The sequence below is a fragment of the Collinsella sp. AM36-4AA genome (assembly GCF_003467795.1).
Lineage (GTDB): Bacteria > Actinomycetota > Coriobacteriia > Coriobacteriales > Coriobacteriaceae > Collinsella.
Window position 1 is genome coordinate 35028 of record NZ_QSHS01000002.1, and the last position, 23756, is coordinate 58783.

General features: G+C 61.2%; 24 protein-coding genes. All 24 read right to left on the minus strand.

The genetic code is table 11. The features are described 5' to 3' along the window. Positions 1–111 precede the first annotated feature (111 nt). The 24 genes from recO to DW850_RS01495 all read right to left on the minus strand — a co-directional run bounded on the left by recO (position 112) and on the right by DW850_RS01495 (position 23754). A complete protein-coding gene (recO, locus tag DW850_RS01380; protein ID WP_117786040.1) occupies positions 112–861 on the minus strand; it encodes a DNA repair protein RecO in 750 nt (249 codons plus the stop codon). Positions 862–876: 15 nt separating this feature from the next. Beyond that, the gene (gene era, locus DW850_RS01385) at positions 877–1944 is read right to left on the minus strand and encodes a GTPase Era (RefSeq protein ID WP_199575460.1); all 1068 of its coding nucleotides are present in this window, start codon (positions 1942–1944) and stop codon (positions 877–879) included. Positions 1945–1956: 12 nt separating this feature from the next. After that, entirely contained in the window at positions 1957–2334 is a 378-nt protein-coding gene (locus DW850_RS01390) for a diacylglycerol kinase family protein (RefSeq protein WP_117635248.1), read from the minus strand. 9 nt (positions 2335–2343) lie between these two features. After that, entirely contained in the window at positions 2344–2853 is a 510-nt protein-coding gene (gene ybeY, locus DW850_RS01395; RefSeq protein ID WP_117564282.1) for an rRNA maturation RNase YbeY, read from the minus strand. Further along, on the minus strand, positions 2850–3836 hold the full coding sequence (locus DW850_RS01400) for a PhoH family protein (protein WP_117786041.1): 987 nt from the start codon (positions 3834–3836) through the stop codon (positions 2850–2852). Before DW850_RS01400 ends, ybeY begins: the two co-directional genes overlap by 4 nt. Next, the gene (locus DW850_RS01405) at positions 3817–5109 is read right to left on the minus strand and encodes a MiaB/RimO family radical SAM methylthiotransferase (RefSeq protein WP_117786042.1); all 1293 of its coding nucleotides are present in this window, start codon (positions 5107–5109) and stop codon (positions 3817–3819) included. The genes DW850_RS01400 and DW850_RS01405 overlap by 20 nt, the downstream gene beginning before the upstream one ends. Before the next feature lie 9 nt (positions 5110–5118). Then, on the minus strand, positions 5119–6267 hold the full coding sequence (dnaJ, locus tag DW850_RS01410) for a molecular chaperone DnaJ (RefSeq protein WP_117786043.1): 1149 nt from the start codon (positions 6265–6267) through the stop codon (positions 5119–5121). An 81-nt stretch (positions 6268–6348) separates the two neighbouring features. Then, entirely contained in the window at positions 6349–7452 is a 1104-nt protein-coding gene (locus DW850_RS01415; RefSeq protein WP_199575467.1) for a DnaJ domain-containing protein, read from the minus strand. A 58-nt stretch (positions 7453–7510) separates the two neighbouring features. Then, positions 7511–8743: a coproporphyrinogen-III oxidase family protein gene (locus DW850_RS01420; RefSeq protein ID WP_117786044.1), complete on the minus strand. Its 1233-nt coding sequence runs from the start codon at positions 8741–8743 to the stop codon at positions 7511–7513. A 2-nt stretch (positions 8744–8745) separates the two neighbouring features. Further along, positions 8746–9789 (minus strand): tRNA dihydrouridine synthase DusB, encoded by a 1044-nt coding sequence (dusB, locus tag DW850_RS01425; RefSeq protein WP_117786045.1) that lies wholly within the window; start codon positions 9787–9789, stop codon positions 8746–8748. A 4-nt stretch (positions 9790–9793) separates the two neighbouring features. Further along, on the minus strand, positions 9794–11605 hold the full coding sequence (gene lepA / locus DW850_RS01430; RefSeq protein ID WP_117776228.1) for a translation elongation factor 4: 1812 nt from the start codon (positions 11603–11605) through the stop codon (positions 9794–9796). 96 nt (positions 11606–11701) lie between these two features. After that, positions 11702–11968: a 30S ribosomal protein S20 gene (rpsT, locus tag DW850_RS01435; protein WP_022094714.1), complete on the minus strand. Its 267-nt coding sequence runs from the start codon at positions 11966–11968 to the stop codon at positions 11702–11704. Positions 11969–12101: 133 nt separating this feature from the next. Next, positions 12102–13064 carry a DNA polymerase III subunit delta gene (gene holA / locus DW850_RS01440; RefSeq protein ID WP_117786046.1) on the minus strand — a complete coding sequence of 321 codons (963 nt, stop codon included), beginning with the start codon at positions 13062–13064 and terminating at the stop codon, positions 12102–12104. Between the two features lie 84 nt (positions 13065–13148). Further along, the gene (locus tag DW850_RS01445) at positions 13149–15446 is read right to left on the minus strand and encodes a DNA internalization-related competence protein ComEC/Rec2 (protein ID WP_117786047.1); all 2298 of its coding nucleotides are present in this window, start codon (positions 15444–15446) and stop codon (positions 13149–13151) included. Beyond that, positions 15443–16156: a helix-hairpin-helix domain-containing protein gene (locus DW850_RS01450; RefSeq protein WP_158565205.1), complete on the minus strand. Its 714-nt coding sequence runs from the start codon at positions 16154–16156 to the stop codon at positions 15443–15445. The genes DW850_RS01445 and DW850_RS01450 overlap by 4 nt, the downstream gene beginning before the upstream one ends. Positions 16157–16369: 213 nt before the next feature. Further along, positions 16370–17614 carry a tRNA uracil 4-sulfurtransferase ThiI gene (thiI, locus tag DW850_RS01455; RefSeq protein ID WP_117758525.1) on the minus strand — a complete coding sequence of 415 codons (1245 nt, stop codon included), beginning with the start codon at positions 17612–17614 and terminating at the stop codon, positions 16370–16372. Then, the gene (locus DW850_RS01460) at positions 17615–17896 is read right to left on the minus strand and encodes a DNA-directed RNA polymerase subunit omega (RefSeq protein WP_035138532.1); all 282 of its coding nucleotides are present in this window, start codon (positions 17894–17896) and stop codon (positions 17615–17617) included. A 5-nt stretch (positions 17897–17901) separates the two neighbouring features. Next, entirely contained in the window at positions 17902–18471 is a 570-nt protein-coding gene (gene gmk / locus DW850_RS01465; protein WP_117786049.1) for a guanylate kinase, read from the minus strand. After that, a complete protein-coding gene (gene mihF, locus DW850_RS01470) occupies positions 18472–18780 on the minus strand; it encodes an integration host factor, actinobacterial type (RefSeq protein WP_006236130.1) in 309 nt (102 codons plus the stop codon). It lies immediately after the preceding gene. A 239-nt stretch (positions 18781–19019) separates the two neighbouring features. Continuing rightward, positions 19020–19736: an orotidine-5'-phosphate decarboxylase gene (gene pyrF, locus DW850_RS01475; protein WP_117758526.1), complete on the minus strand. Its 717-nt coding sequence runs from the start codon at positions 19734–19736 to the stop codon at positions 19020–19022. Continuing rightward, entirely contained in the window at positions 19730–20638 is a 909-nt protein-coding gene (locus DW850_RS01480; protein ID WP_199411071.1) for a dihydroorotate dehydrogenase, read from the minus strand. Before DW850_RS01480 ends, pyrF begins: the two co-directional genes overlap by 7 nt. Positions 20639–20652: 14 nt before the next feature. Next, positions 20653–21420 carry a dihydroorotate dehydrogenase electron transfer subunit gene (locus DW850_RS01485; RefSeq protein ID WP_117786083.1) on the minus strand — a complete coding sequence of 256 codons (768 nt, stop codon included), beginning with the start codon at positions 21418–21420 and terminating at the stop codon, positions 20653–20655. Between the two features lie 116 nt (positions 21421–21536). Then, the gene (locus DW850_RS01490) at positions 21537–22826 is read right to left on the minus strand and encodes a dihydroorotase (RefSeq protein WP_117786050.1); all 1290 of its coding nucleotides are present in this window, start codon (positions 22824–22826) and stop codon (positions 21537–21539) included. Next, on the minus strand, positions 22810–23754 hold the full coding sequence (locus DW850_RS01495) for an aspartate carbamoyltransferase catalytic subunit (protein WP_035138537.1): 945 nt from the start codon (positions 23752–23754) through the stop codon (positions 22810–22812). The genes DW850_RS01490 and DW850_RS01495 overlap by 17 nt, the downstream gene beginning before the upstream one ends. Positions 23755–23756: the final 2 nt, after the last annotated feature.

Here is a 23756-nt window from a genome sequence, read left to right on the forward strand (position 1 = left end):
ACGGGCGACTCGATTCGCCTCGGACTGGGAAGCCGCCGGTGGAGCGAGCAACCAAGGTCGAGGTACCAACAGGTCGGTATGTTACCACAAGCAGCCCGTGCCTGCGCATCATCACCGACCCAACATGAATTCCATCGCACGGAGGCGCTGATCGGTGTGCGTCGCAGCCCACACATGCGAAAGCCCGAGCAAGAACGCCGCCGTATGCGTGTCGATCCTCTCGACCATAAGCGCATCGAAGGTCATGGACATGAGGGCGCGCAGCCACGCGACCTCACCGGTCGACACCAGCTCGGCACCCGGAACGCTCGACGCGCACGACCCGCACATGAGACCGCCCGCCTGGGGCGAAAAATACGACAGCATGGGGTCTCCGCACAGCACGCAGGCCGAAAAATCGGGTCGATAGCCAACGTGCGACAGCAGCTTAAAGACATATGCCGCCACAAGTAGATCCATATGCGCCGCGTCGAGCCCGCTGCCCACCAGGGCAAGCGCTCGCTGCGTTATGGCAAAGGTAAACGGGTCCTCGGCGTCCTCGAACGAGCACACGCGCGCGACCTCGGCGATCGCGCTTGCGGCGCATGTCATCTCGTAATCGGGAGCAGCGCCGAGCGGCGCCTCCATAAGCTCGGCCTGGGAAACCACGTCGAGCGACCGTCCATGCGCAAGCAGCAGATCAACGGTACAGAACATCTCGCAGCGCGCAGCCAGGCGTCCGCCGGGTTTGCGGGCGCCCTTTGCCACGGCACGAACCTGCCGACCCCGCTCGTCAAGCATCGTCAGGATCAGGTCCGTCTCTTTGAGCTTCGTCTTATCGAGCACGAGCACTTTCGTGCGATATGTACGAGAACCTGCCATTCGCGCCGCGTGTCCCTAATCCTCGGCGTTATAGCCAAAGCGGCGAATCTGGGCCTCGTCGTCACGCCAGCCGGCCTTGACCTTCACGTCCAGCTCCAAAAAGACCTGGGTGCCAAAGATGCGCTCAAGGTCGCGACGGGCGTCGATGCCGATATGTTTGATCATCTCGCCGCCCTTGCCGATGATGATGCCCTTTTGGCCCTCGCGCTCGACGTAAATGGTGGCGTGCACGCGCAGCACCTTCTTGGTCTGCTCAAGCGCATCGCAAATCACGCCCACGGAGTGCGGGATCTCATCACGGGTGCGGCGCAAGACCTTCTCGCGCACAAACTCGGCAACGAGCGTCTCATCGGAAGCGTCGGTACCCATGTCCTCGGGGAACCAACGCGGACCCTCGGGCAAAAAGTGCGCAACGGTCTCGATGAAGGCATCGACGTTAAAGTTCTTGACCGACGACGTCACGATCTCGTCGTCATATTCCATAAGCTCGTGGGCGGCCTTAAGCTGCTCCATGACCTGTGCGGGGTCGGCTTCATCGGCCTTGGTGAGCACCAGGACCTTCTTGGAACGGGCATTCTTGACACGCTCGGCAACCCAGGCGTCTCCCCTGCCGATCGGTTTAGTGGCATCAATCAAAAACGCGACAACATCGACATCGTTCAGCTCGAACAGCGCGCTCTTGTTGAGCTCGGACCCAAGACCGTCCTTGGGCTTGTGGATACCCGGGGTATCGACAAAGACCAGCTGGTAGCCGGGGCGGTTGACGACGGCGCGCATGCGACGGCGGGTCGTCTGGGCCACCGGCGAGGTGATGGCGACCTTTTTGCCATAGCAGGCGTTGAGCAGCGTTGACTTACCGGCGTTGGGGCGGCCGACCAAGGCCACGAAGCCACTGCGGAAACCGGGCTCAACGTCGCCAAAGCCCGCGAGGCTGTCGTCCTCGTCGCACAGGGCGTCGAGTTCCTCGTCGCTCATGCCCTCAAACGGGTCGAACTCCTCGGCTTCCTCATAGGCCTCGGTCGCCTTAGCATCCGGGGACTCGTCGTCCAAAATTTCATCGATAGGCTGCATATTGTCGGACAAGGGAATCCCTTTCTAAATAAAGCCGAGCGCGTGGGCAAATACCAGCAAGCCCACAATCGCGGCGGTGATTGAAAGTACGTATACCGAGGCGGCGGCGATGTCCTTGGCGCGTTTTGCCAGCGGATGGAGCTCCTGGGTCGCCAGATCGACAATGGCCTCCATGGCGGTATTGCACAGCTCGCCGTGAATCACCAGGCCGCAGCAGATGATAATCGTGGCCCACTCGGCAATGTCGAGCCCCACGATGCAGCCGGCAATGATGGTGCACACGCCCGCTACGAGCATAACCTTAATGTTGCGCTCGGTCTTGACGGCGGTGACGAAGCCCTCCATGGCGTAGGAGAACGACTTTAAAAAGGACGGATGGTCCTTGTTCGATCCGGGAATCATAAGCGGCTCCTAGTCGTGGGCATGATTGGTGATGGGGCCGACGTGAACGAGTTTGGGGTCCTCGCCGCGCTCGAGCGCCAGATCGCGCAGGATAGCGTCCTCGCGGGCCTCCATGACCTCGGCCTCGTCGTCCTCGATATGGTCATACCCCAGCAGGTGTAGCATGCCGTGTACGAGCATCAGGCGGCACTCGTCGGCAGGGCTATTGCCAAAGCCGGGGGCCTGACGGGCAATGACCTGCGGGGCCAAGATGATATCGCCGAGCTCGAGCGTCTCGTCGGCGGGAATATCCTCGTCAAAGGCCGAGTCGCATTCAAACGAGAGCACATCGGTGGTGCGGTCGATGCCACGCCACTCGTGGTTGAGCTCGTGCATCTCGTCCTCGTCGACATACGAAAGGGAAATCTCGACTTCACGTTCAACGCCCTCGGCGGCAAGCACAACCTCGCAGATGTGCTCCACCTCCTGCGCGTCGAGCAGCGTATCGAGCTCGGCATCGTTGCTGATCAATACACTCAACGGGACTCCTTTCGGTCGCGCGAGCGCTGCTCGCGCACGTCATCATAAGCATCATATGCCTCAACGATACGACCCACTAGGGCATGGCGCACCACGTCGGCGCGCTCCAGGTGTGCAAACGCCACATCGTCGACACGGCCCAAAATCTTCTCAACATCCGCCAAGCCACCACGACGACCCACCAGGTCGCGCTGGCTGAGGTCGCCGGTAATCACGAACTTGGAGTTGAATCCAAGGCGTGTCAGGAACATCTTCATCTGCTCGGGCGTAGTATTTTGCGCCTCGTCGAGCACCACGAAAGCATCGCTCAGCGTACGACCGCGCATATAGGCAAGCGGGGCGATCTCGATCACGCCGCGCTCCATAAGCTCATCGGTGCGCTCGCGATCCATCATGTCAAAAAGGGCGTCGTAGAGCGGACGCATGTACGGATCGATCTTTTCCTCGAGGGTGCCAGGCAAAAAGCCCAGGTTCTCCCCCGCCTCGACAACAGGACGCGTCAAGATCAAACGGCCCACCTCATGGCGCTTGAGCGCGGCAACGGCGAGCGCCATGGCCAGATAGGTCTTACCGGTACCGGCAGGACCCAAGCCAAAGGTGATGGTATGCGAGCGAATGGCATCCACATAGCGCTTTTGCCCGAGCGTCTTGGGGCGAATGACGCGACCGCGATACGAAAGCAGCACGTCATCGCGAAGCGACGTAGCCTCGTGCTCACCATCGCGCAAGACGGCCAGGCAGCGAGAGACATCGTCGGCAGACAGGGTACGACCGGCCGCCGCCTCGCGAAAAGCATGTTCGAAAAAGCGAGCCACGAGTTCGACCTCGTCCGGGTCACCGCTCACGGCGATGCAATCGCCACGGGCGACCACATGGGCGCGAACCAAGCTCTCGAGTGCACGAAGGACGCCGTCGCCGGCGCCCAAAACGCACGAGGGATCAATTCCCTCGGGAACGGTAAGTCTAATCTTCGAGGCTTCCATGGACCTCCCTGCGCGCATGGACCAAGCCGGAATCATCGACTCCGATGATAGCAACATCGAGCAGGCACGGGGCTGTAAGTCCACAGGTATCGTCAAGACGGGCATGATGGAACGAACCGAGCGTCAGGCTGTCACCATACTCGAGCACGGCACGCTCGACAGTGCCCACGCGACGACGAGCATCGGCAATAGCGAGCTCCTGCGCCGTGTCTCGCATACGACGGCTGCGCTCGGCCATAACCTCGGGCGGCACCTGGTCGGGCATGTCGGCAGCAAGGGTACCGGGACGCTTGCTATAGCGGAACACGTGCATACGCGAGAAACCCACACGGCGGCACAGCGCCAGCGACTCCTCGAACTCCTCGTCCGTCTCACCAGGAAAACCGACGATGACGTCGCACGAAAGAGACGCCTGCGGCAGGATGGCGCGAATCATGCGCACCGTGTCCTCAAAGGCCTCGGCACTATAGGGACGACCCATGCGATGCAGCGTCGCCGTACAGCCGGACTGCACGGGCAGGTGCAAAAACGGGGCAATACGCTGCGGATAGCGCGCCATAACCTTAAGCAGGCGCTCAGAGATATCCATGGGCTCGACCGAGGAAATGCGCACATGCGCAATAGTCGTGCGCTCCATGATGGCCTCGAGCAGCTCATCGATTTCGACATGCTCGTCGGTCGCGCTCTTGCCATCGTAGGCACCCAGGTTCACACCGGTCAGCACCACCTCGGGCACGCCGGCCTCCTGGGCCTCGCGAACTTGTTCAAGCACGGACTCGACGGGCACGGAGCGCTCGGGGCCGCGCGCCTTCCACACAATGCAATAGGTGCAGCGATGGTTGCAGCCGTCCTGGATCTTCACGCCCAGGCGAGAGCGACCGAGCGCATCGACCACCTCGCCATCGCTGCAGGCGGGAACGCTATCGGACTCAACGCCCAGCACCTCGCAGACACGTTCGGCGACATCGATCTTGGACGGCTCGGCGATCACGCGATCCGAAAGCTCCAACAGCTCCTCGGGATGCAAATTGACCACGCAACCGGTCACGAGCACATAAGGCTCGTTTGGATGGGCCAGCGCATGACGGACGGCCTTACGTGTCTTGGCCTCGGCCTCGCCCGTAACGGCACAGGTGTTAATGACGATCAGATCGGCATCCTGGGGCTCCACCATAGCAAAGCCCAGGCGCATAAGATCGGCAGTGATACGGTCAGACTCAACCCGGTTGACACGGCAGCCGAGGTTGACGACGGAAATATGGGGTGCGAGCACGCGGGCTCCTTAATCGAGGATATCGTCGAGGGCACTCTTGATACGGTCGGTCACCGACTTCTTACCGGAAGCGACGTCATCGCCCATCTCATCGGCAAAAGCACGGAGCAGCTCGCGTTGCTTATTGGAAAGATTGGTGGGAACGACCACGCGCAGTTGCACGATCAGGCGGCCACGCGAACCGCCACCGCCAATGCGCGGCATGCCGTAATTATTGACGCTCACGGTGTCGCCGTACTGGGCGCCGGCGGGAACCGTCACCTTAACGACCTCGTCGGGCATAATGCCCTCGACCTCGATCTCGCAGCCGAGCGCAGCCTGCGCAATCGAGATATCGCTCACCAAGTACAGGTCGTCACCGTTGCGCTTAAAGCGCTCATGGTCGGCAACGCGCACGTTGACAATCAGGTCACCCGAAGGCTCGCCGCGAAGGCCGGCCTCGCCAAAACCACTCACGCGCAGCTGGCGACCAGTCGAAACACCGGCGGGAATATCGATGTCGATCTTTTCGTGCGAAGGCGTGCGGCCCTGACCGTCACAGGTCTCGCAGGGATGGTCGATAACCGTGCCCTCGCCGTGGCAGTCGGGGCAAGGCGAAGAGGACTGAACCTGGCCCAGGAACGAACGCTGGACCGTCGTGACATAGCCCGTGCCGCGGCAGCGGCTGCACTGCTTTTCCTGTGCACCCTCGGCCCTGCCGGTGCCGTTGCAATCCTCGCAGGGGGCAAGGCGGTCATAGCTGATCGTCTTTTTGCAACCGAGCGCCGCCTCCTCAAGGGTCACCGAAAGGGAGATGGCCATATCGCGGCCGCGACGACGCTCACGGCGATTTCGGGCGCCACCGCTGGCACCGCCGCCAAAGAACGAGGAGAAGAGGTCGTCCATGCCCATGCCGCCAAAGATATCATTGATATCGACGTAGCCGGAGCCACCGGGGCCGTCGGCAGTGCCGTAACGGTCGTAGTTAGCACGCTTCTGCTCATCGGAAAGAACGGAATACGCCTCGTTGAGCTCCTTGAACTTGGCCTCGGCCTCGGGGTCGTCCGAAACGTCCGGGTGTACGGTACGGGCCTTCTTTAGAAACGCGCGTTTAATCGTCCGCGCGTCGGCATCCTTGTCGACGCCAAGTACCTCGTAGTAATCCCTATTTTCCGACACGACCGAATCCTTCCGACTTTCATTATTGTCACAGTGCGTCCTATACCCAAGCTGGGCCGGCCGCAAACAGAGGGTTTGATGTTATTGCATTGCGTAGGGCGAAAGCATGGCACGCTGCGAGCAGCTCGCAAACCAAACCGACACGAGCGCAAACATAAATCCGTTGGCAAAACCATTGGCAAACTGCATCGCGCCGCGCTTCCACCACAGCAGGCTGCGATGCAGTACGCCGTCCGAGAGCACCATGAACAGGCCCATGGCAAACGGAATAAAGCACATCACGGCAAAGGCCGAGAACACGCCCGAGATGGCCGACAGCACCAAAAACGGCGCCACGATGCCCATCAGGTAAAAACCGGTACGGGCCTTGCCTTCCAGGCGCTCGGCCTCAACATGGGCGCGACCGACCAAATCGCCACCCGAGGCACCGTTGGTGCCGGCGTGACCCATACCGCTAATACGGACCTCGTCGCCATCGTGCGTACCGGCAGGAAACTCAATCGTCTGCTCGGAGGTCACACGGGTTCGCCCGCTGCCGCCGCAATCGGGGCAGGGGTCGGCGACGACCTTACCGGAACCGCCGCACTCGGGGCAGACCGACTGAAACGTGCCGGCACCAAACAGGAAGGACAGGTCGACGTCGATGTGGCCGCGACCGCCGCAGCTCGGACAGGTATGTGCATGCTCGGAGGAGACAGAACCCGAGCCTCCGCAGTGACCACAGGTATCGAAGCGCGTATAGCGGACGGTCTTGCGGGCACCACCCTTGGCTTCCTTGGCGTCGAGCTTAATATCGACGACCACGTTGGCGCCGTTCTCGGGATTATAGGCAGCCTGCCCGCGACGCGGCTGGCCCCAGGCGCCACCAAAGGGAAAGCCGCCCTCAAAGGGATTGCCATAGCCCGCGCTACCGGCGTAGCCGCCGCCATAGGGAGAAGCCGCAGGAGCGCCGGCGAAGGGATTGCCCGAGCGCATGGCGTCATAGCGCGCACGCTTCTGCTCGTCCGAAAGCACGGCATAGGCCTCGGAAACCTCTTTGAACTTTTCCTCGGCATCCGGCTCTTTATTGACGTCCGGATGGAGCTTGCGGGCCTTTTGCTGGAAGGCTTTTTGTATATCACGCGAGGTGGCGTCCTTAGAGACACCCAAAATCTCGTAGTAATCTTTTTCGTTCATCGTCGCCATGCGCGGCAACCTCCTGCTCACAGCAGCGTATATATTGCGGTAATTCTACCCGAGCGGCCTAGGCTAGACCCCAAAACAGCTCGAACAGCACATTTCCATCGAGCCAGCCCAAGTGGGTGGGCGCTAAACGAGCACGGACGCGACCTGCGATAACGTCTTTTGAGGTGACGCGTCCCGCATGTCCTTCAATATGATCGGGCACCCAGGCGGCAAGGCCCAACTCGAGTGCACGGTCACAGGCCGCCGCCAACTCATCTGCAGCGATCACGCTTGCCGAGCGAACCAACAAGTCGGGCCCAATGCCACGCGTCATGCGGCAGGCAAGCATCAAATCCTCGGCTGCCGCCTCGCGCTGCGACAGATACTCGGCATCAAACGTCGTAGCGGCATCGTCGCGTTGCACCAAGCGCACGCGATACGCATCGCTGCGAGCGGGCACGGCGGGAAACAGCCCGGCCAAGCGATCGAAATCCCCGGCGTCGAGCATACCGGCGGCAGAACGACCCAAGCCCAGATAGCCTTGTCCGGTCCAATAGGCAATGTTGTGAGCACACTCATGGCAGTCGAGCGCGTAGCTTGCCACCTCATACGGATGGTAGCCTGCCGAACTCAGCCGCTCGCGCGCAACGTCCATGCATGCGGCTTGGAAATCCTCATCGGGCTCAAGCGACTCGTCACGGCACGCCATGCGGTAAAGCGGCGTGCCCTCCTCGAGCGTGAGCGGATAGACCGACACATGGTGCGGGGCCGCCGCAAGCACGCCATCGAGCGTACGCTGCCAGCTTACAGCGGTCTGCCCGGGAAGGCCGCACATAAGGTCGCACGACACATCGAGCCCGGCATCCTTGACCGTGGCGATGGCCGCAAGGGCGCGACCCGCATCGTGGATACGGCCGATCGAGGCAAGCTCGGCGTTGTCGAGGGTCTGAACTCCCAAAGAAATGCGCGTGACGCCTACGCTGGCAAGCGCCGCAGCGAGCCGTGGAGTCAACGACTCTGGATTAGCCTCGCAGGTAAACTCAACGGGCTTACACCTCGCAGAGATACGCCGGGCGAGTTCTACCAGACGCTCCCCCGCCAGCGACGGCGTGCCGCCGCCAACATAGACGGTGCGGATCTGTGCAAGCGCCCCGGCGTCGCCATAGGCATCGAGGCGTGCATACAGCTGTTCAAAATAGGCATCGAGCGCAGCGCCCAGGTCGAACGGGGGAAAACTGCGCGAGTCAAAGTCGCAGTACCTGCACTTTTGGGCGCAAAACGGCACATGCACATACAGCGCGGTAATGGCCACCCTTAAGCCTCCAGCGGATGAGCGGGCACCGGCTCACCAGCGGCAAGCGCGGCCTCACAGAGCACCACGTCGCGCTCGATATCATCGACCAGCGCCATAAACTCCTCGTACGTGGAGCAGCGCACCACCTGAGCGCGCCAGGCGGCGGCATGGGGCATGCCCTTTAAGTACCAGCTTGCATACGTACGGGCACGCGACATAAGCGGCAGAAGCTCGTGCGTCAACGTCAGGTGCTCACGCAGAGCCTCCAGGCGCTCAACCGAGGAGCGAGAAGGAACCGGCGTGCCATCGAGTGCAAGGGCTCGGGCATCGCCGAACACCCACGGATTGCCGTAGATGCCGCGCGCGATAAACACCGCTCTGGCACCCGAGCCTTGCAGATGCTCGGCAGCGTCCTCGGCCGAGAACACATCGCCCGAACCGATCACGGGAATCTCGACAGCGTCGGCAACCTCATCGACGACAGACCAATCGGCCTGGCCCGTGTAGAGCTGCGTGGCGCAACGACCATGCACGGCGACTGCGGCAGCCCCTGCGCCCTCAAGCATCTGGGCAAATGTCGCGGCATTGCGGTCCTCGGCATAAAAGCCCTTGCGAATCTTGACGGTCACGGGCACGTGCGCCGCGCCCACCGTGGCCTCGACGATCTTCTCGGCCAGGTCGGGCGTGCGCATGAGCGCCGAGCCCTCGCCCTTGGTAACGACCTTGCGGGCGGGACATGCCATATTGATATCGATGAGCGACAGGCGATCGCCAACGCGCTCCTCGACGGCGGCGACGGCGCTCGCAAACTGATCGGGCTTGGAGCCAAAGAGCTGCACGCAAATCTGCTGCTCCTCGTCGGCCGGTAGCACCAGGCGCCACGTCTTATTACTGGCATAGGCAAGGCCTGCCACGCTCACCATCTCGCTGTAGGCAAGGTTGGCACCGCGGCGGCGACACATGATGCGATAGGCAGGGTCGGTCACGCCCGCCATGGGAGCCATAAGGAACGGCTGCTCGGCATAGGCGCCCAGCAGCCGCAGACTATATTCGGAAAGAGCCATAGACCTACTCGTCCACCTTGAGGATCGCCATAAAGGCCTCCTGCGGGACCTCGACCGATCCGATGGCCTTCATACGCTTCTTGCCCTCTTTCTGCTTCTCGAGCAGCTTGCGCTTACGCGAGATATCGCCGCCGTAGCACTTAGCAAGAACGTCCTTGCGACGCGCCTTGACGGTGGAACGGGCGATGATCTTGTTGCCGATAGCACCCTGGATGGGCACCTCGAACAGCTGACGCGGGATGATCTCCTTGAGCTTGTCGCACAGGCCACGGGCCAGGCCATATGCCTTGTCCTTATGGACGATAAACGAAAGCGCGTCCACCTCGTCGCCCGAAAGCAGGATGTCGAGCTTGACGAGCTCAGAGGGGCGATATTCGTTGAACTCATAGTCGAGCGAGGCGTAACCCTTGGTGCGGCTCTTGAGCTGATCGAAGAAGTCCAAGATGAGCTCGGCGAGCGGCATATCGAAGCGCATCTCGACCGATTTGCTCGTCAGGTGGATCATGTCGGTTGTGACGCCGCGGTGCTCGATGGCGAGCTGCATGACGGCACCCGTGTACTCAGGCGGGCAGATGATCTTTGCCTTGAGGTAGGGTTCCTCGATACGATCGATGCGTGTGGCCTCGGGAAGGTCCTGCGGACTGCGGACATCGATCATTTCGCCGTCGGTCTTGTAGACGTGATAGTCGACCGAGGGACTCGTGGCAATGAGGTCCAGGTTGAACTCGCGCTCCAGGCGTTCCTTGACGACTTCCATGTGCAGCAGGCCCAGGAAGCCCACGCGGAAGCCAAAGCCGAGCGCCACCGAGGTCTCGGGCTCCCACACCAACGACGGGTCGTTGACGTGCAGCTTATCGAGGGCGTCACGCAGGTTCTCGTAGTCCTTGTTGTCGATCGGGAACAGGCCCGTGTAGACCATGGGCTTGGCCTCGCGGTAGCCCGGCAGAGGCTCGGGGCAGGGGTTCGAAGCCCACGTAAGGGTATCGCCCACGCGCACAGCCTCGGGGTCCTTCAGACCCGTGACCACATAGCCAACCTCGCCGACGGTCAGCGCGTCGACCGGGGTCTCGGCAGGACGCTTGACGCCCACGCCGTCGACCAAAAAGTCGCCCTTGGCCTGCATCATAAGCAGGGTATCGCCCTTTTTGATGGAACCATCGAAGACGCGCACCGTAGCCACCACACCGCGATACTCGTCAAAGTACGAATCCAAAATGAGCGCTTTGAGCGGAGCGTTTGCATCGCCCTTAGGCGGCGAAATCAAAAAGACGATGGACTCCAGCAGATCGTGAATGCCCTCGCCGGTCTTGCCCGAGACGCACACGGCATCATCGGCGGGAATCGCCAGGTCGTCCTCGATCTCGGTCTTAACCTCGTCGGGATGGGCCGAGGGCAGGTCGATCTTGTTGATGGCGGGCACAATGTCCAGATTGGCGTTCATGGCGAGCGTCGCGTTGGAGACGGTCTGTGCCTCGACACCCTGAGTGGCGTCGACGACGAGCACCGCGCCCTCACAAGCGGCCAGCGAACGCGAGACCTCGTAGGTAAAGTCTACATGGCCCGGCGTATCGATGAGGTTGAACTGATACGTCTCGCCGTCGTCGGCGTCATAGGACACGCGGACGGCGTTGGACTTGATCGTGATGCCGCGCTCGCGCTCGATATCCATGGTGTCGAGCAGCTGCGACTCCATGTCGCGCTCGTCGACGGTATGGGTGAGCTCGAGGATGCGGTCGCTGATCGTAGACTTGCCATGGTCGATGTGCGCAACGATTGAGAAGTTGCGGATGTGGGAAATGTCAATTGAAGTATTCATGCGGACTATCTTACCCGAGCGGTACAAAAAATGGAGCCTGTTCCATAAAACAGGCTCCATTTATGCGCGTAATCTGTGTAGTGTGAAATTTACAACTTAGGCGTTGATGCTGTTCACGAGCTTGGCAAGACCGGACTTGCGGTTGGAAGCCTGGTTCTTGTGGATAACATGCTTGGCGGCAGCCATGTCGAGACGCTTGGTAACGGTCTTGAGGGCAGCCTGGGCCTTCTCGGCGTCGCCCTCGGCGACGGCGGACTGGACGTGCTTGGTCAGCGTCTTGAGCTCGGACTTGACAGCCTTGTTACGCATGCGAGCTGCCTCATTGGTGCGGATACGCTTCTTCTGAGACTTGATGTTTGCCATTTCTGGAGTTCCTTTCGAGTTCCTTGCAAAAAATGTATGACACCTCTGAGACACGGTGAGGTCATGCAAGCGCCTACTATAGCACGCTCCCCCTCAAAGGAATAGAACGAATTTGTCAAATAGGCAGGTATCATCACGATTTTCTCAAGATGTTCGTAATCCAGAGCAAAAGCGCGGTCTCAGAATCGGCAGAGCCCTTGAGCGCGAGCTCCACATCGACCGCACCCTCGAGCGCTGCGACGAGCTCTGCCATCGAAAAGCGACGCGCCCAAGTCAGGTGATTCTTGACCTGCCAGGGCTGGAGCTTGAGCGTTGCGGCCAGCTCACGACCCTGTCCACGCGCATCGAGCGCCTTGGCGACGATCAGCTCACGGATGCGACCGCACAGCAGCGTGTAGGTCCACACATAGCTCTTGGCGGGCAGCAGATTGAAGAGCTCGAGCGATCGCCGCATATCGCGAGCCGAGACGGCGTTGAGGAAGTCCCAGGGTTGAACCTCGGCCGTACGGACAATCCAGCGCTCAACATCGGCAAGTTCAATCTGAGGCGACTCGACCATCTGGGCAAGCTTAGCCAAGTCGTTATCGAGCATGCGCGTGTTTTCGCCCGAACGCGAGACGAGCTCCTCGGCGGCCGCCGTCGAAATCGACTTACCGCGCTGCGTCGCCATCTGCTGAACACGGCGCGGCAGTTCCCAGCGCTTGGTACCCGAGCAATTGACGATAGCCTTCTTGTCGATCTTGGCGATTGCCTTATACAGGCGCGTATTCTTGGCAAGTGAGTCGGCGATGATGAGGCAGACCGTAGTGGGGCTGGGACTCGCCAGATACCCAACGAGCGGCTCCGAGACCGCCTTGGCGAGCTTTGAGCAGCCATCGAGGATTACCAGACGAAACTCGCTGCCCATCGGAAAGGTGTTAAGCGATCCGATAATGGACTCGATATCGGGGTCCTTGGTCATGTCTCGCTCGTCGAGGTTGAACTCGACCATACCCGATTTTTCCAGACGCGCTTTCATACGCGAGACGGCGTGGTCGCGCTTAACTCCGTCGGTACCGACGATCAGATATGCCGGCAGCAAACCGGTTTCGGACATTGCGCTCCCCTCCCACAGGCCTTCGTATTCGTTCCGTGCCATTTTAGCCCAGGGGCCCACCACACGCCAACGACGTCGTCACGGTCACTGGCATCGCATCACAAAGCCATTCGCAGTCGGTGTGACGGTAATGTCGCCGTGTTCGATGGTACACGCGAACACACCACCCGCTTCCTTAACGGCATCGATGCAGGCATCGGACGGATGGCCATATCGATTCCCCTCACCAGCGCTTGCGAGGGAAAGCTCGGGCTTCAGGACGTCCAGCAACTCACCATCGACTGAAACCTTGGAGCCGTGATGCCCAAGTTTAAGCACATCGATATCCCCCACCTCCTGCACGAATTCCCGTTCTTGGTCGAGCTCGGCATCACCGGTGAGAAGTATTCGCAGGCCCTTACCTTCCTGAACATAAGAGAGCAGCAGGACAAGCGAGTCCTCATTTCCCTCGCCATCCACGGACTCGAATGGCCACATCACGCGGGCGCAAAATGAGCCGATGTCGACCGTATCCCCACGGCGCACCTGCCGATACTCCACGCCAGGTCGGTTCAATACCTCGGCAGGAGCATCCTCCAGCGCATCCGCCGCCACGGCAATCGTTCCGACCGAAAACTGTTCGAGCACGGCAGGCAAACCACCCCAGTGGTCCTCATCCCAATGCGTCACAAAAACGGCATCGATATGGTGCACGTTATTGCGAACCAACGCCGCAACCACACGCTCGTCGAGCCCGCAGTCGACGAGAGCTACTGCGCCGCCTTGGCGGATAAGAATCGCATCGGCCTGGCCCACATCGAGAACCGTCACCGAAGGCGGAGCGAATCGATCCCAATAGACGTACGGAATCGCAGCCAAGAGCATCAGGCATGCAAGCCCCACCGCCATAGGACGTGCACGGGGACGCGGCCACCAGACCAGCAGAACCGCCAGAAAACACGGCACTAGGTAAATCCACATGCTATCGGGCGGCACGCTCACGTATGCACCCGGCACGGCGGCAAACAGCTGCTCGAAGAACAGCGCGCAACGGGCGGCAATCATGGGCACAACGAGCGCCCAAGTCCGCAACGGTCCCACGAGCGAAAAGGGAGCCAGCACGATCGACACAGCGAGCAGTGCGCTCACCACCGGACCGATGACCGCATTTGCCAGCGGAGCAATGAGCGAGAACGTACCGAAGGCAGGAATGGTAATGGGAAGTGTCGCCAGTTGTGAGCACAGCGTGACGGAAAGCACGCTGGCAACGCCTGATGGCACACCTAGCTCACCCAAAGCGTAGGTCGCATAGGGACAAAAGCACAGAATGGCTAAGACGCTGGCACACGAGAGTTGAAAGCCCATCTCGAACAGCACCGTCGGCCGCAGCAGCACAAAGATGGACATGGTTACGAAGAGTGCCGAAAGGCCGTGCCGACGACGCCCCGCGCCGTTTACGACAAGCGTCACGAACACCATGCAGCACGCACGCACGGCCGAGGGAGACGCGCCCGTAAAGGCAGCATAGCCCACAAGCGTTATCGCCAATATCGCCCGCTGAAGACCACGTGAGCACCGAGTCTTTTGCAATACACCCTCGATTACAAACCCCACGATAGCCAAATGGCTGCCCGAGACGGCGATAAGATGTGCCGTTCCCGTCACAGAAAACCAGTCGCCCGCCGGCTGGGCGCGCAGCCTGGCCGAACGACCGCAGACGACACCGGCTATGAGCGCACGCGCCGGGTCGGTCGCAGGCGCGATGGACGCAAGCAGCCCATTTCGCAGCCGAAGCAGCGGCCCCGGAGAACCCTCATCGACCGATAAAATCCGAACGGCTTTAACCTTGCGCACCTCGCCTCGGAGCACGCGCGATCGTCCATATGCGTCGTTCTCAAAACGCGAAACGCGACCGATAACACGCACGTGCGCCCCGACCTTGAGCTCACGATCACACGATAGGCGAACCGTTGCCAAGTTCTTACCGTCCGCGCGTGCCTCGCAGGTATAGGAATACACGTCGTCGTTTATGGATGGATCACCCTGCACGACAAACTCGAGGCCGCTTGCCGCTCGACCGTCGAGCGCCTTCGAGGCGCTGAGCGCACCCACAGCCCACCACGCCGAGACGACCGCTCCCGCCACGAGACCGGCGGACGCGGCATACAGCCACCGCTTCAAAGGGGCAAGCCGCGCACAAGAGTGAGCCAGCACAACGAAAACCGCTGCCGCAACGGGAATGGCCCATAGCGGCCCGACCGCCGTCGCCTGCTCCCTCAGCAGCGCATCAGCGGCTATGCTGAGCACCAAGGCGCAGCTCACGCACATGCCGGCACACAGGGCCATCGTCCACGGAATCAGGGGCCGCGGAGGCATCACGTGCTCTCGCTCGGTCGCACTCATACGCAGATGCAATCTTTGATTTTGGCAAGCTTCTTTTCGCCGATTCCCGACACGCGCATCAGATCGTCAACCGAAGCAAAAGCACCGTTCTTTGTCCGCTCATCGATAATCGACTGTGCCATTGAGGGACCGATTCCCGAGAGCGTCTGCAGCTCTGCCGAGCTTGCCGTATTAATGTTTACTAGGCCTGTTGCGCCACCGACGCCTGATGATGCGGAAGTCCCACCATCAACACCAGCTTCCGCAATGGACGCCTGCTGCTCCCCTACCGTTGGAACGTGAATCTTCTGTCCATCGACGACCTTAGATGCACGATTAAGCCCCGTAACGTCTGCTTCGGGCGCCAGCCCGCCGGCGGCATCAATCGCCTGAGCCACCCGCGCCCCGTCTTTGAGGCGATATACACCGGGTGACACCACGGCGCCATCAACATCGACATAGACCTCTGCCGCGGCAGACGCCTTAGGCGAAGAGCCTTCAGATGTCTTTCCACTCGAAGCATCGCCGGATCCCGGCTCCACTAACGTGCCCGAACCATCAGTGCGCTCAAACGACACACCGCCGGCACCGCCGCCAAAGTTCGCCATTGCCAGTCCACTCGCCATCGCAATGACGACCAGTATCGCCATCACCACTGCCTTATGACCGAGCAGTTTGCCCGCCCAGCGGTCCATCTTTTTGACTCGTTCGTGTTGTTCGCGCTGCGCCATAGCAAAACCTCCCAACATCATCGTGTCAGGAAAGGAGCTCCGCAACAGCCACGCCCCAAAACCGGTTTTCGAGGTCAAAACAAAAGCTGACCAAAACCTTGCACAAATCTGTCCATTTATTCAGGCACACGTCAGCAAATGAACACTTAGCCGCAAAATGCCCAGATAGCAAAAGACCGACGATGCAGGCGCATCGTCGGTCTATGCACAAATTTACTCGTAATCTTGGTAAATCTCACGCGGAGCAAGCTCCGAATGTTTGCGTTTTAAGGTCTTAGGGGCCTTATACGTGTTGCTCTCGAAGTCGATGTACTCGGTCTGCTTGAGCAGGCGCTCGATCATCTCCTCATGATCGAACAACTCCCAGGCCTCATGCACGGCATCGAGTTTAGCGTGCGTCTCGGGTCGGCGCGGCATAAACAGCGTGCAGCAGTCGGGAGCGGCCTCAGTCGAGATATCGAACGTACCGATCTCCTCAGCACGCGCGATGATCTCCTGCTTGTCCGAACCGATGAGAGGACGGAACACGGGGATCTTCACGGCCTCGTTGACGGCCATGATGTTCTCAAGCGTTTGGGAGGCAACCTGCCCAAGCGATTCGCCCGTAACGATGGCCTTGGCGCCCTCGATGTGCGCAATGCGCTCGGCAACCGAATACATAATGCGACGATACATGATCACACGCAGGTTGCTGGGGCAGGTGACCGAAATCTCACGCTGGCAGTCGCCAAACGGCACCACGTACAGGCGGCCGATCTGGACACCCGGCTCAAGCGCACGGATGATATCCTGCACCAAATACTCACTCGTATCGGGCGTCTGCGGACGACCGGAGAAATGTACCGGCACGCAAACCGCGCCGCGGCGCGCGAGCATCCAGGTCGCCACCGGAGAATCGATACCCGAGGACAGCAGCGTCACGACCTTGCCGGCAGAACCCACCGGCAGACCGCCCACGCCGCGCTCGGAGCGTGCGTACACGTAAACGCTACCCTGGACCACCAGTACGTGCACCATTGCATCGGGGTCGTGCATTTGAACCTTTTTATCGGGGAAGGCCTCACACAGTACCTCGCCCACCTGACGATTGATATCGATCGAGGTGAGCTCATAGTCAGTATTGGAGCGCTTGGCGTGCACCTTAAACGAATCGAAGGAACCAAACTCGCGCAGCGCCTTCACGGCGGCGGCGCAGTACTCCTGCGGGTCGCGGTTGGTGTGATACGCCAAAGACACACGGGCAACGCCGGGAACGGTGCGAATGACACGCGCCGCCTCGTCGGCCTGATGTTCGTTAAAGGTCACGAGGATATAACCGGAAATTCGAGACACGGCGTTCACGGAAAAGGCGGCCAAGGCCGCCTTGATGTTATCCATGAGGATATGCTCAAAATGTGCGCGGTTCTTGCCCTTCAGTCCAACCTCGTGATAGTGGACCAGGCAGACGCGAGCCGCCATTTAGGCTTCAGCAACCTTGTGGCCGAGCGCCTTCTCGTAACGGGCCTCGTCGTAAGAGATGTCACCGTCGACAATCTCGTCCATAGCCATCGAGATGGTATCGGCACCGGAAAGCCCGATGGTGATGTCATCGACATCCTGGACGGCAAGCACGCGGTTGTGCTGGCCACGCAGCATGCTATTGATGTCGCAGGCGCGCTTAGAGGCAAGCGAAGCGAGCAGGAAGCGGTTGTGATCGGTCTTCTCCAGAAGATCGTCAATGCAAGGCTTTACAACGGACACGGACCTCAGATCCTTTCATGCATATCGAGAACGCGAACGAGCTCATCGGTCGCGCGGTCGAGATCGTCATTCACCACGACGTCGTCGTAGCGGTCGGCAAGGGCAAGCTCATCGGCGGCGTTTGCCATACGCAGCTCAATCGTCTCGGGCGTCTCGGTACCGCGACCGACTAGACGCTCGCGGAGCACCTCAAGCGAAGGCGGCTTGATAAAGATCAGCACGGCCTCGGGGAAACGCTCCTTCACCTGCAGGGCGCCCTGGACATCGATCTCCAAAATCAGAGACGAGCCCGAGGCGAGCTTGGATGTGACCTCGCTCACCAACGTGCCGTAGCAGTTACCGTGGACCTTGGCCCACTCAACAAACTCACCGTTTGCCACGCGGCGGTCGAACTCCTCGCGCGTCAGAAAAAAGTAGTTGACGCCGTCGACCTCACCTTTGCGTGGTGCTCGCGTGGTAGCCGAAACCGTCAGACCCAGGTTCGAGCGGCGCTCGCGCACACGAGCGACGAGCGTACCCTTGCCTGCGCCTGACGGTCCAGAAATCACAAAGAGCTTGGAATCCTGAGCGCTCACTTATTTGGTCAGCTGCTCGAGGAGCTGCTCGCGCTGACGGACGCCGAGGCCCTGGACGCGACGAGTAGCGGAGATACCGAGCTCCTCCATGATCTTGGCGGCCTTGGCCTTGCCATAACCGGGGAGAGACTCGATGAGGGTGGAAACCTTCATGCGGGAAGCGATGGGGTCATCGGAGTTGAGCACGGACTCGAGGGACTTCTCGCCCTTCTTGATCTGCTCGCGAAGCTCAGCGCGGGCGTGACGTGCGGCAGCAGCCTTCTCAAGAGCCTGCTTGCGCTGCTCGTCGGTAAGCTGAGGGAGTGCCATTCGTACCTCCAAATAGTTGGGTTATATCTGATTCAATAATTGGCATTTTAGCACGTAGAACGTACAAAATGCCTAATCGCGGCTCCATAGGTTAGACGATACCCGCAAAAAGTGCAATATACTGCGCCCAAAGTTAAGCCCCTGACCTGCGATTCCACACAAAGGATGGGAAAGTTTACGCAGGCACAGGGGCTATTTTGTGCTAATGAGACCCAAAAGTGGTGACTTAGGGGAATCTTTTACGCGACGTTTTCTACCAGCTCGGCGACGATGGCGTCAAAGGCGGCAACCGGATCGTCGGCACCGGTGATGGGACGGCCCACCACAATGTGGCTTGCGCCACGCTCGATAGCCTGGGAAGGCGTCGCCACGCGGGACTGGTCACCAAGGGCGGCACCCACCGGACGCACACCCGGAGTCACGATCAGGGCATCAGGACCCAGCAGCTCACGCATGTCATGAGCCTCCATCGGTGAGCACACGATGCCATCGATGCCGTTGGCCTGAGCAAGCTTTGCCAAGCGGGCGGCCTCCTCGGCCACGGGCGACTCGACGCCGATCTCGGCCAGCGCATCCTGGTTCATACTCGTGAGCACGGTAATGGCGACGAGCTTGGCGCGGTCCTCGCGCGCCTCCTCGGCACCCTCACGGCACGCGGCGAGCATGGCGCCCGAACCCAAACCGTGGACCGAGAGCAGGTCGGCACCGGCAAGCGAGGCCGAACGGGCGGCACCGCGCACCTGATGCGGAATGTCATGGAACTTGAGGTCGAGGAAGACCTTAAAGCCCAGGTCCTTGAACGTCTTGACGATCTCGGGGCCCTCAGCGTAATAGAGCGTCATGCCGACCTTGAGCCAAGCGGCATGACCAGAAAGCTCGTGGGCGAGCTCGAGCGCACGCTCACGGTCGCAGTCGAGGGCGACGATAACGCGGTCGCGGGCATCGGTCTCTAGCATTCGAAAGCACCTACCAGCTCGTTGATGTCCTTCACGCCCTGGGACTCCGCCCAGGCCTCGAGCTCGTGCGCGATCTTGAGCGAGGCGCACGGATCGACGAAGTTGGCCATGCCGACCGACACGCAGGTAGCGCCAGCCAGGATAAACTCGGCCGCATCCTCGCCCGTCATGACGCCGCCGACACCGTTGATGGGGATATCGACGGCCTGAGCGACCTCCCAGACCATGCGAACGGCGATGTGGTGGCACAGTGGACCCGAAAGGCCGCCCTTGGGTTTGGCAACGCGGGACTTGCGGGTGTGCACGTCAATGGCCATGCCCTGGATGGAATTGATGACCGAAAGGCCGTCGGCGCCTGCGGCCTCGAGGGCTTTGGCGATCTCGGCGACGTTGACCGGAGCCATCTTGACGAACAGCGGCTTATCGGTCACCTTACGGCAAGCAGCCATAACGGCAGAGGCGCCCTCGGGCGAGGAGCCCATGGCGGCACCGCCGGCGGCGATATTGGGGCAGCTCACGTTGATCTCATAGCCGGCAGCCCAGGGGCACAGCTCGACATACATCTCGAGCGCGCGGACAAACTCGTCAACGGAATGGCCGGCGACCTGACAGATGACCTGGCAGCCGTCCTTGGACAGCTGTTCGAGCCACGGACCGGACTCACGGGCAAAGGCGGCCACGCCAGGGTTCTGAAGGCCCACGGAGTTGATCATGCCGCCCGGGATCTCGGCCATGCGGGGCGCGGGGTTGCCGGGCCAGGGCTCGGCAGCGCAGCCCTTGGTGGTGATGGCACCCAGCTGGGAGACATCAAAGAAGTTCTGGAACTGCCAACCGTAGCCAAAGGTACCGGCTGCGGTGTTGATGGGGTTCTGCATCTTGACGCCGCCGAAATCGACGGCCATATTCACGGTACCCACTAGAAGACCACCACCTTGGAAGCATCGAACACGGGGCCGCACATGCAGGCGCCCTTCATACCGTCGACCGTCTCGACGTTGCAGGTGTTGCAGGCGCCAAAGCCGCAGCTCATCATGCGCTCGAGCGACACCTCGCAGTACACACCGGCCTCAGCGGCAGCGGCGGCGACCTTCTTCATCATGACGGCAGGGCCGCAGCTGGCCACGTAGTCGTAGCCGCCCTCGCCGAGCAGCTCGGCTGCCGGTTCGGTGCAAAAACCGTGCGTGCCCAGCGTGCCATCGTCGGTGCATACGTTAACCGTGGCGCCCAGCGCGCGGAACTCATCGACACCCACGGCCTTGGAAGCGGTGCCAAAGCCCAAGCACACGTCGACATCCACGCCCTGCTCGGCAAGCATGCCGGCGAGGCAGAGCACGGGCGGAACGCCGATGCCGCCTGCCACGAGCAGCGCCTTCCTGGTGCCCTCGGGAACAAGCCAGCCGCGGCCGCCAGGGCCCAGCAGGTTAGAAGTGGAACCGGGGGCCATCTGCGACAGACGGCGGGTGTCGTCGCCCACGACTGCGTACCACAGCTCGACGGTGCCGGCCTGGGCGTCGGCGCGATAGAAGCTCAGAGGCACGCGAAGCAGCGAAGAGGCATCGCCGGGCACGGCGATGTTCACAAACTGACCGGGCTTGAGCGCACTTGCAAGCTTGGGGGCCGAGATTACGAGCGAGAAGATGCCGTCGGCGATCTCCTGGTTCGAGACGACCTCGAAGTCGTGCATGCGTGCAGTGGAAGGTGTGGGCATAGACGCTCCAATCCCCCATGCGGTTGCATGGTTCAGGCGAACAGAAAGCGCGGCACCGCAAGGGCGCCGCGCACAAAAGCGATAAGGCTATGCTAGCAGATGCAGCCGTCGGCAAGCGTCTGCTTGCCGCCGACAAACACATCGGTGGCACGACCGGTAAGCGTGCGGCCGGCAAAACCGGAGTTCTCGGCGCGCGACTCGTAACCGTCCTCGCCAACCGTCCAGGTTGCGGACGCGTCGAACACGGTCAGGTCGGCAACGGAGCCCGCCTTGACCTGAACCTGGTCGAGGCCCAGGATCTCACGCGGCTTGATGGCCATGAGCTCGACCATGCGACCCATGCTCATCTTGCCCGTGTTGACCAACTCGGTGAGCACGAGCGACAGTGAGGTCTCGAGGCCGATCATGCCGAAGGGCGCAAGCTCAAACTCGCGGGCCTTCTCCCACGGAGTGTGGGGAGCGTGATCGGTGACGATAGCGTCGACGGTACCGTCGATAACGCCCTGGCGGATGGCCTCGGCGTCCGCTTCGGTACGCAGCGGCGGGTTGACCTTGAGAGAAGTGTTGTAGGTTTCGTCCAGGTCGTTCTCGGTCAGGAACATGTGATGCGGCGTGGCCTCGCAGGTAACCTGAACGCCAGCGGCCTTGCCGGCACGCACGAGCTCCAGGCCATGGGCGGTGGAGATGTGCTGGATGTGCAGTTTGGCGCCGGTCAGCTTGGCGATCTCGATGTCGCGGGCGATCTGGAGCTCCTCGCCGGCAGCCGGCCAGCCCTCGAGAGCCAGACGGGTCGAAACCTTGCCCTCGTTGATCTGGCCGTGGCCGACCAGGTCCTCGTCCTGGCAGTGGCTCATAAAGACCTTGCCGAACATCTTGCCGTAGTCCATGCAGCGACGGAGCATGCCCGCGCCCTGCACGCCACGACCGTCGTCAGTGAAGGCGACGGCGCCGTGGGCGACCATATCGCCCATCTCGGACATGGCCTCGCCCTTAAGACCGCGGGTCATGGCTCCCGACGGATAGACGCGGCAGTGGCCGACCTCGGCAGCGCGGGACTTGACGAACTCCACGACGGTGCCGTTATCGGTGACGGGATCGGTGTTGGGCATGGCGCACACGCCGGTAAAGCCGCCCTTGGCAGCTGCACGGGTGCCGCTCTCGATGTCCTCTTTGACCTCGTAGCCGGGCTCGCGAAGGTGAACGTGCATATCCACCAGGCCGGGGACGAGATATTTGCCGGAAAGGTCGCGGACCTCGGCTCCCTCGACGGCGAGATTCTCGCCGACCTCGGCGATCTTATCGCCGTCAATCAGGACGTCAACGACACCGTCAAGCTCGACGGACGGGTCGACGACGTGGGCATTCTTAAGAAGCAAGGCCATTATCGGCACCTCCAAGCAGCAGATACAGGATAGCCATACGCACGCAGATACCGGCGTAGACCTGCTCCAGGATGACGGAGCGTTGCGGGTGGTCGGCCATATAGGAGTCGAACTCGACGCCGCGGTTGATGGGGCCCGGGTGACAGATGATCGCGTCGGGCTTCATGAGCTTCTCGCGGTCCTTGGTCAGGCCGAAGAGCTTGTGGTACTCACGAATGGTCGGGAACGGAGCGCCCTCGAGGCGCTCCTGCTGCACGCGCAGCATGTAGACGACGTCCAGCTCGGGGAGTACCGAATCGAGGTCGCTCGTCACGTGGTCGCAGCCCAGGACCTCGGGCGCCGGCGGCAGCAGCGTGCCGGGGGCGACGGCGTAGGTCTCGCAGCCCATGATCTTAAGGGCGGGGATCAGCGAGCCGCAGACGCGGGAGTGCGCGATATCGCCGACGACGGCGACCTTAAGACCGTGGAAGTCGCCCTTGTGCTCCCAGATGGTGTACAGGTCGAGCAGGGCCTGCGTGGGATGGTTGTGCTTGCCGTCGCCGGCGCAGATGACGCTCGCGGGCGAGTTCTGCGTGACGATGTAGGGAGCACCGGCGTGCTTATCGCGAACGACGATGCAATCAATCTTGTAGGCGTTGAGGGTCTCGACGGTGTCGACGAGGCTCTCGCCCTTGACCGTGGAGGTCGAGGAGCCGCCAAAGTTGAGGCTGTCAGCCGAAAGACGCTTCTCGGCGAGCTCGAAGGAGCTGCGGGTGCGCGTCGAAGGCTCGTTGAACATGTTGACGATGGTCTTGCCCTTGAGCGTGGGGACCTTCTTGATCGCACGCTCATTGACCTCGGAGAACGCCTTGGCGGTCTCGAGGATGAGCTTGATGTCCTCTTCGGAGTACTCGGTAATGTCGATCAGGTGCTTATGGTTGAACGCCACGG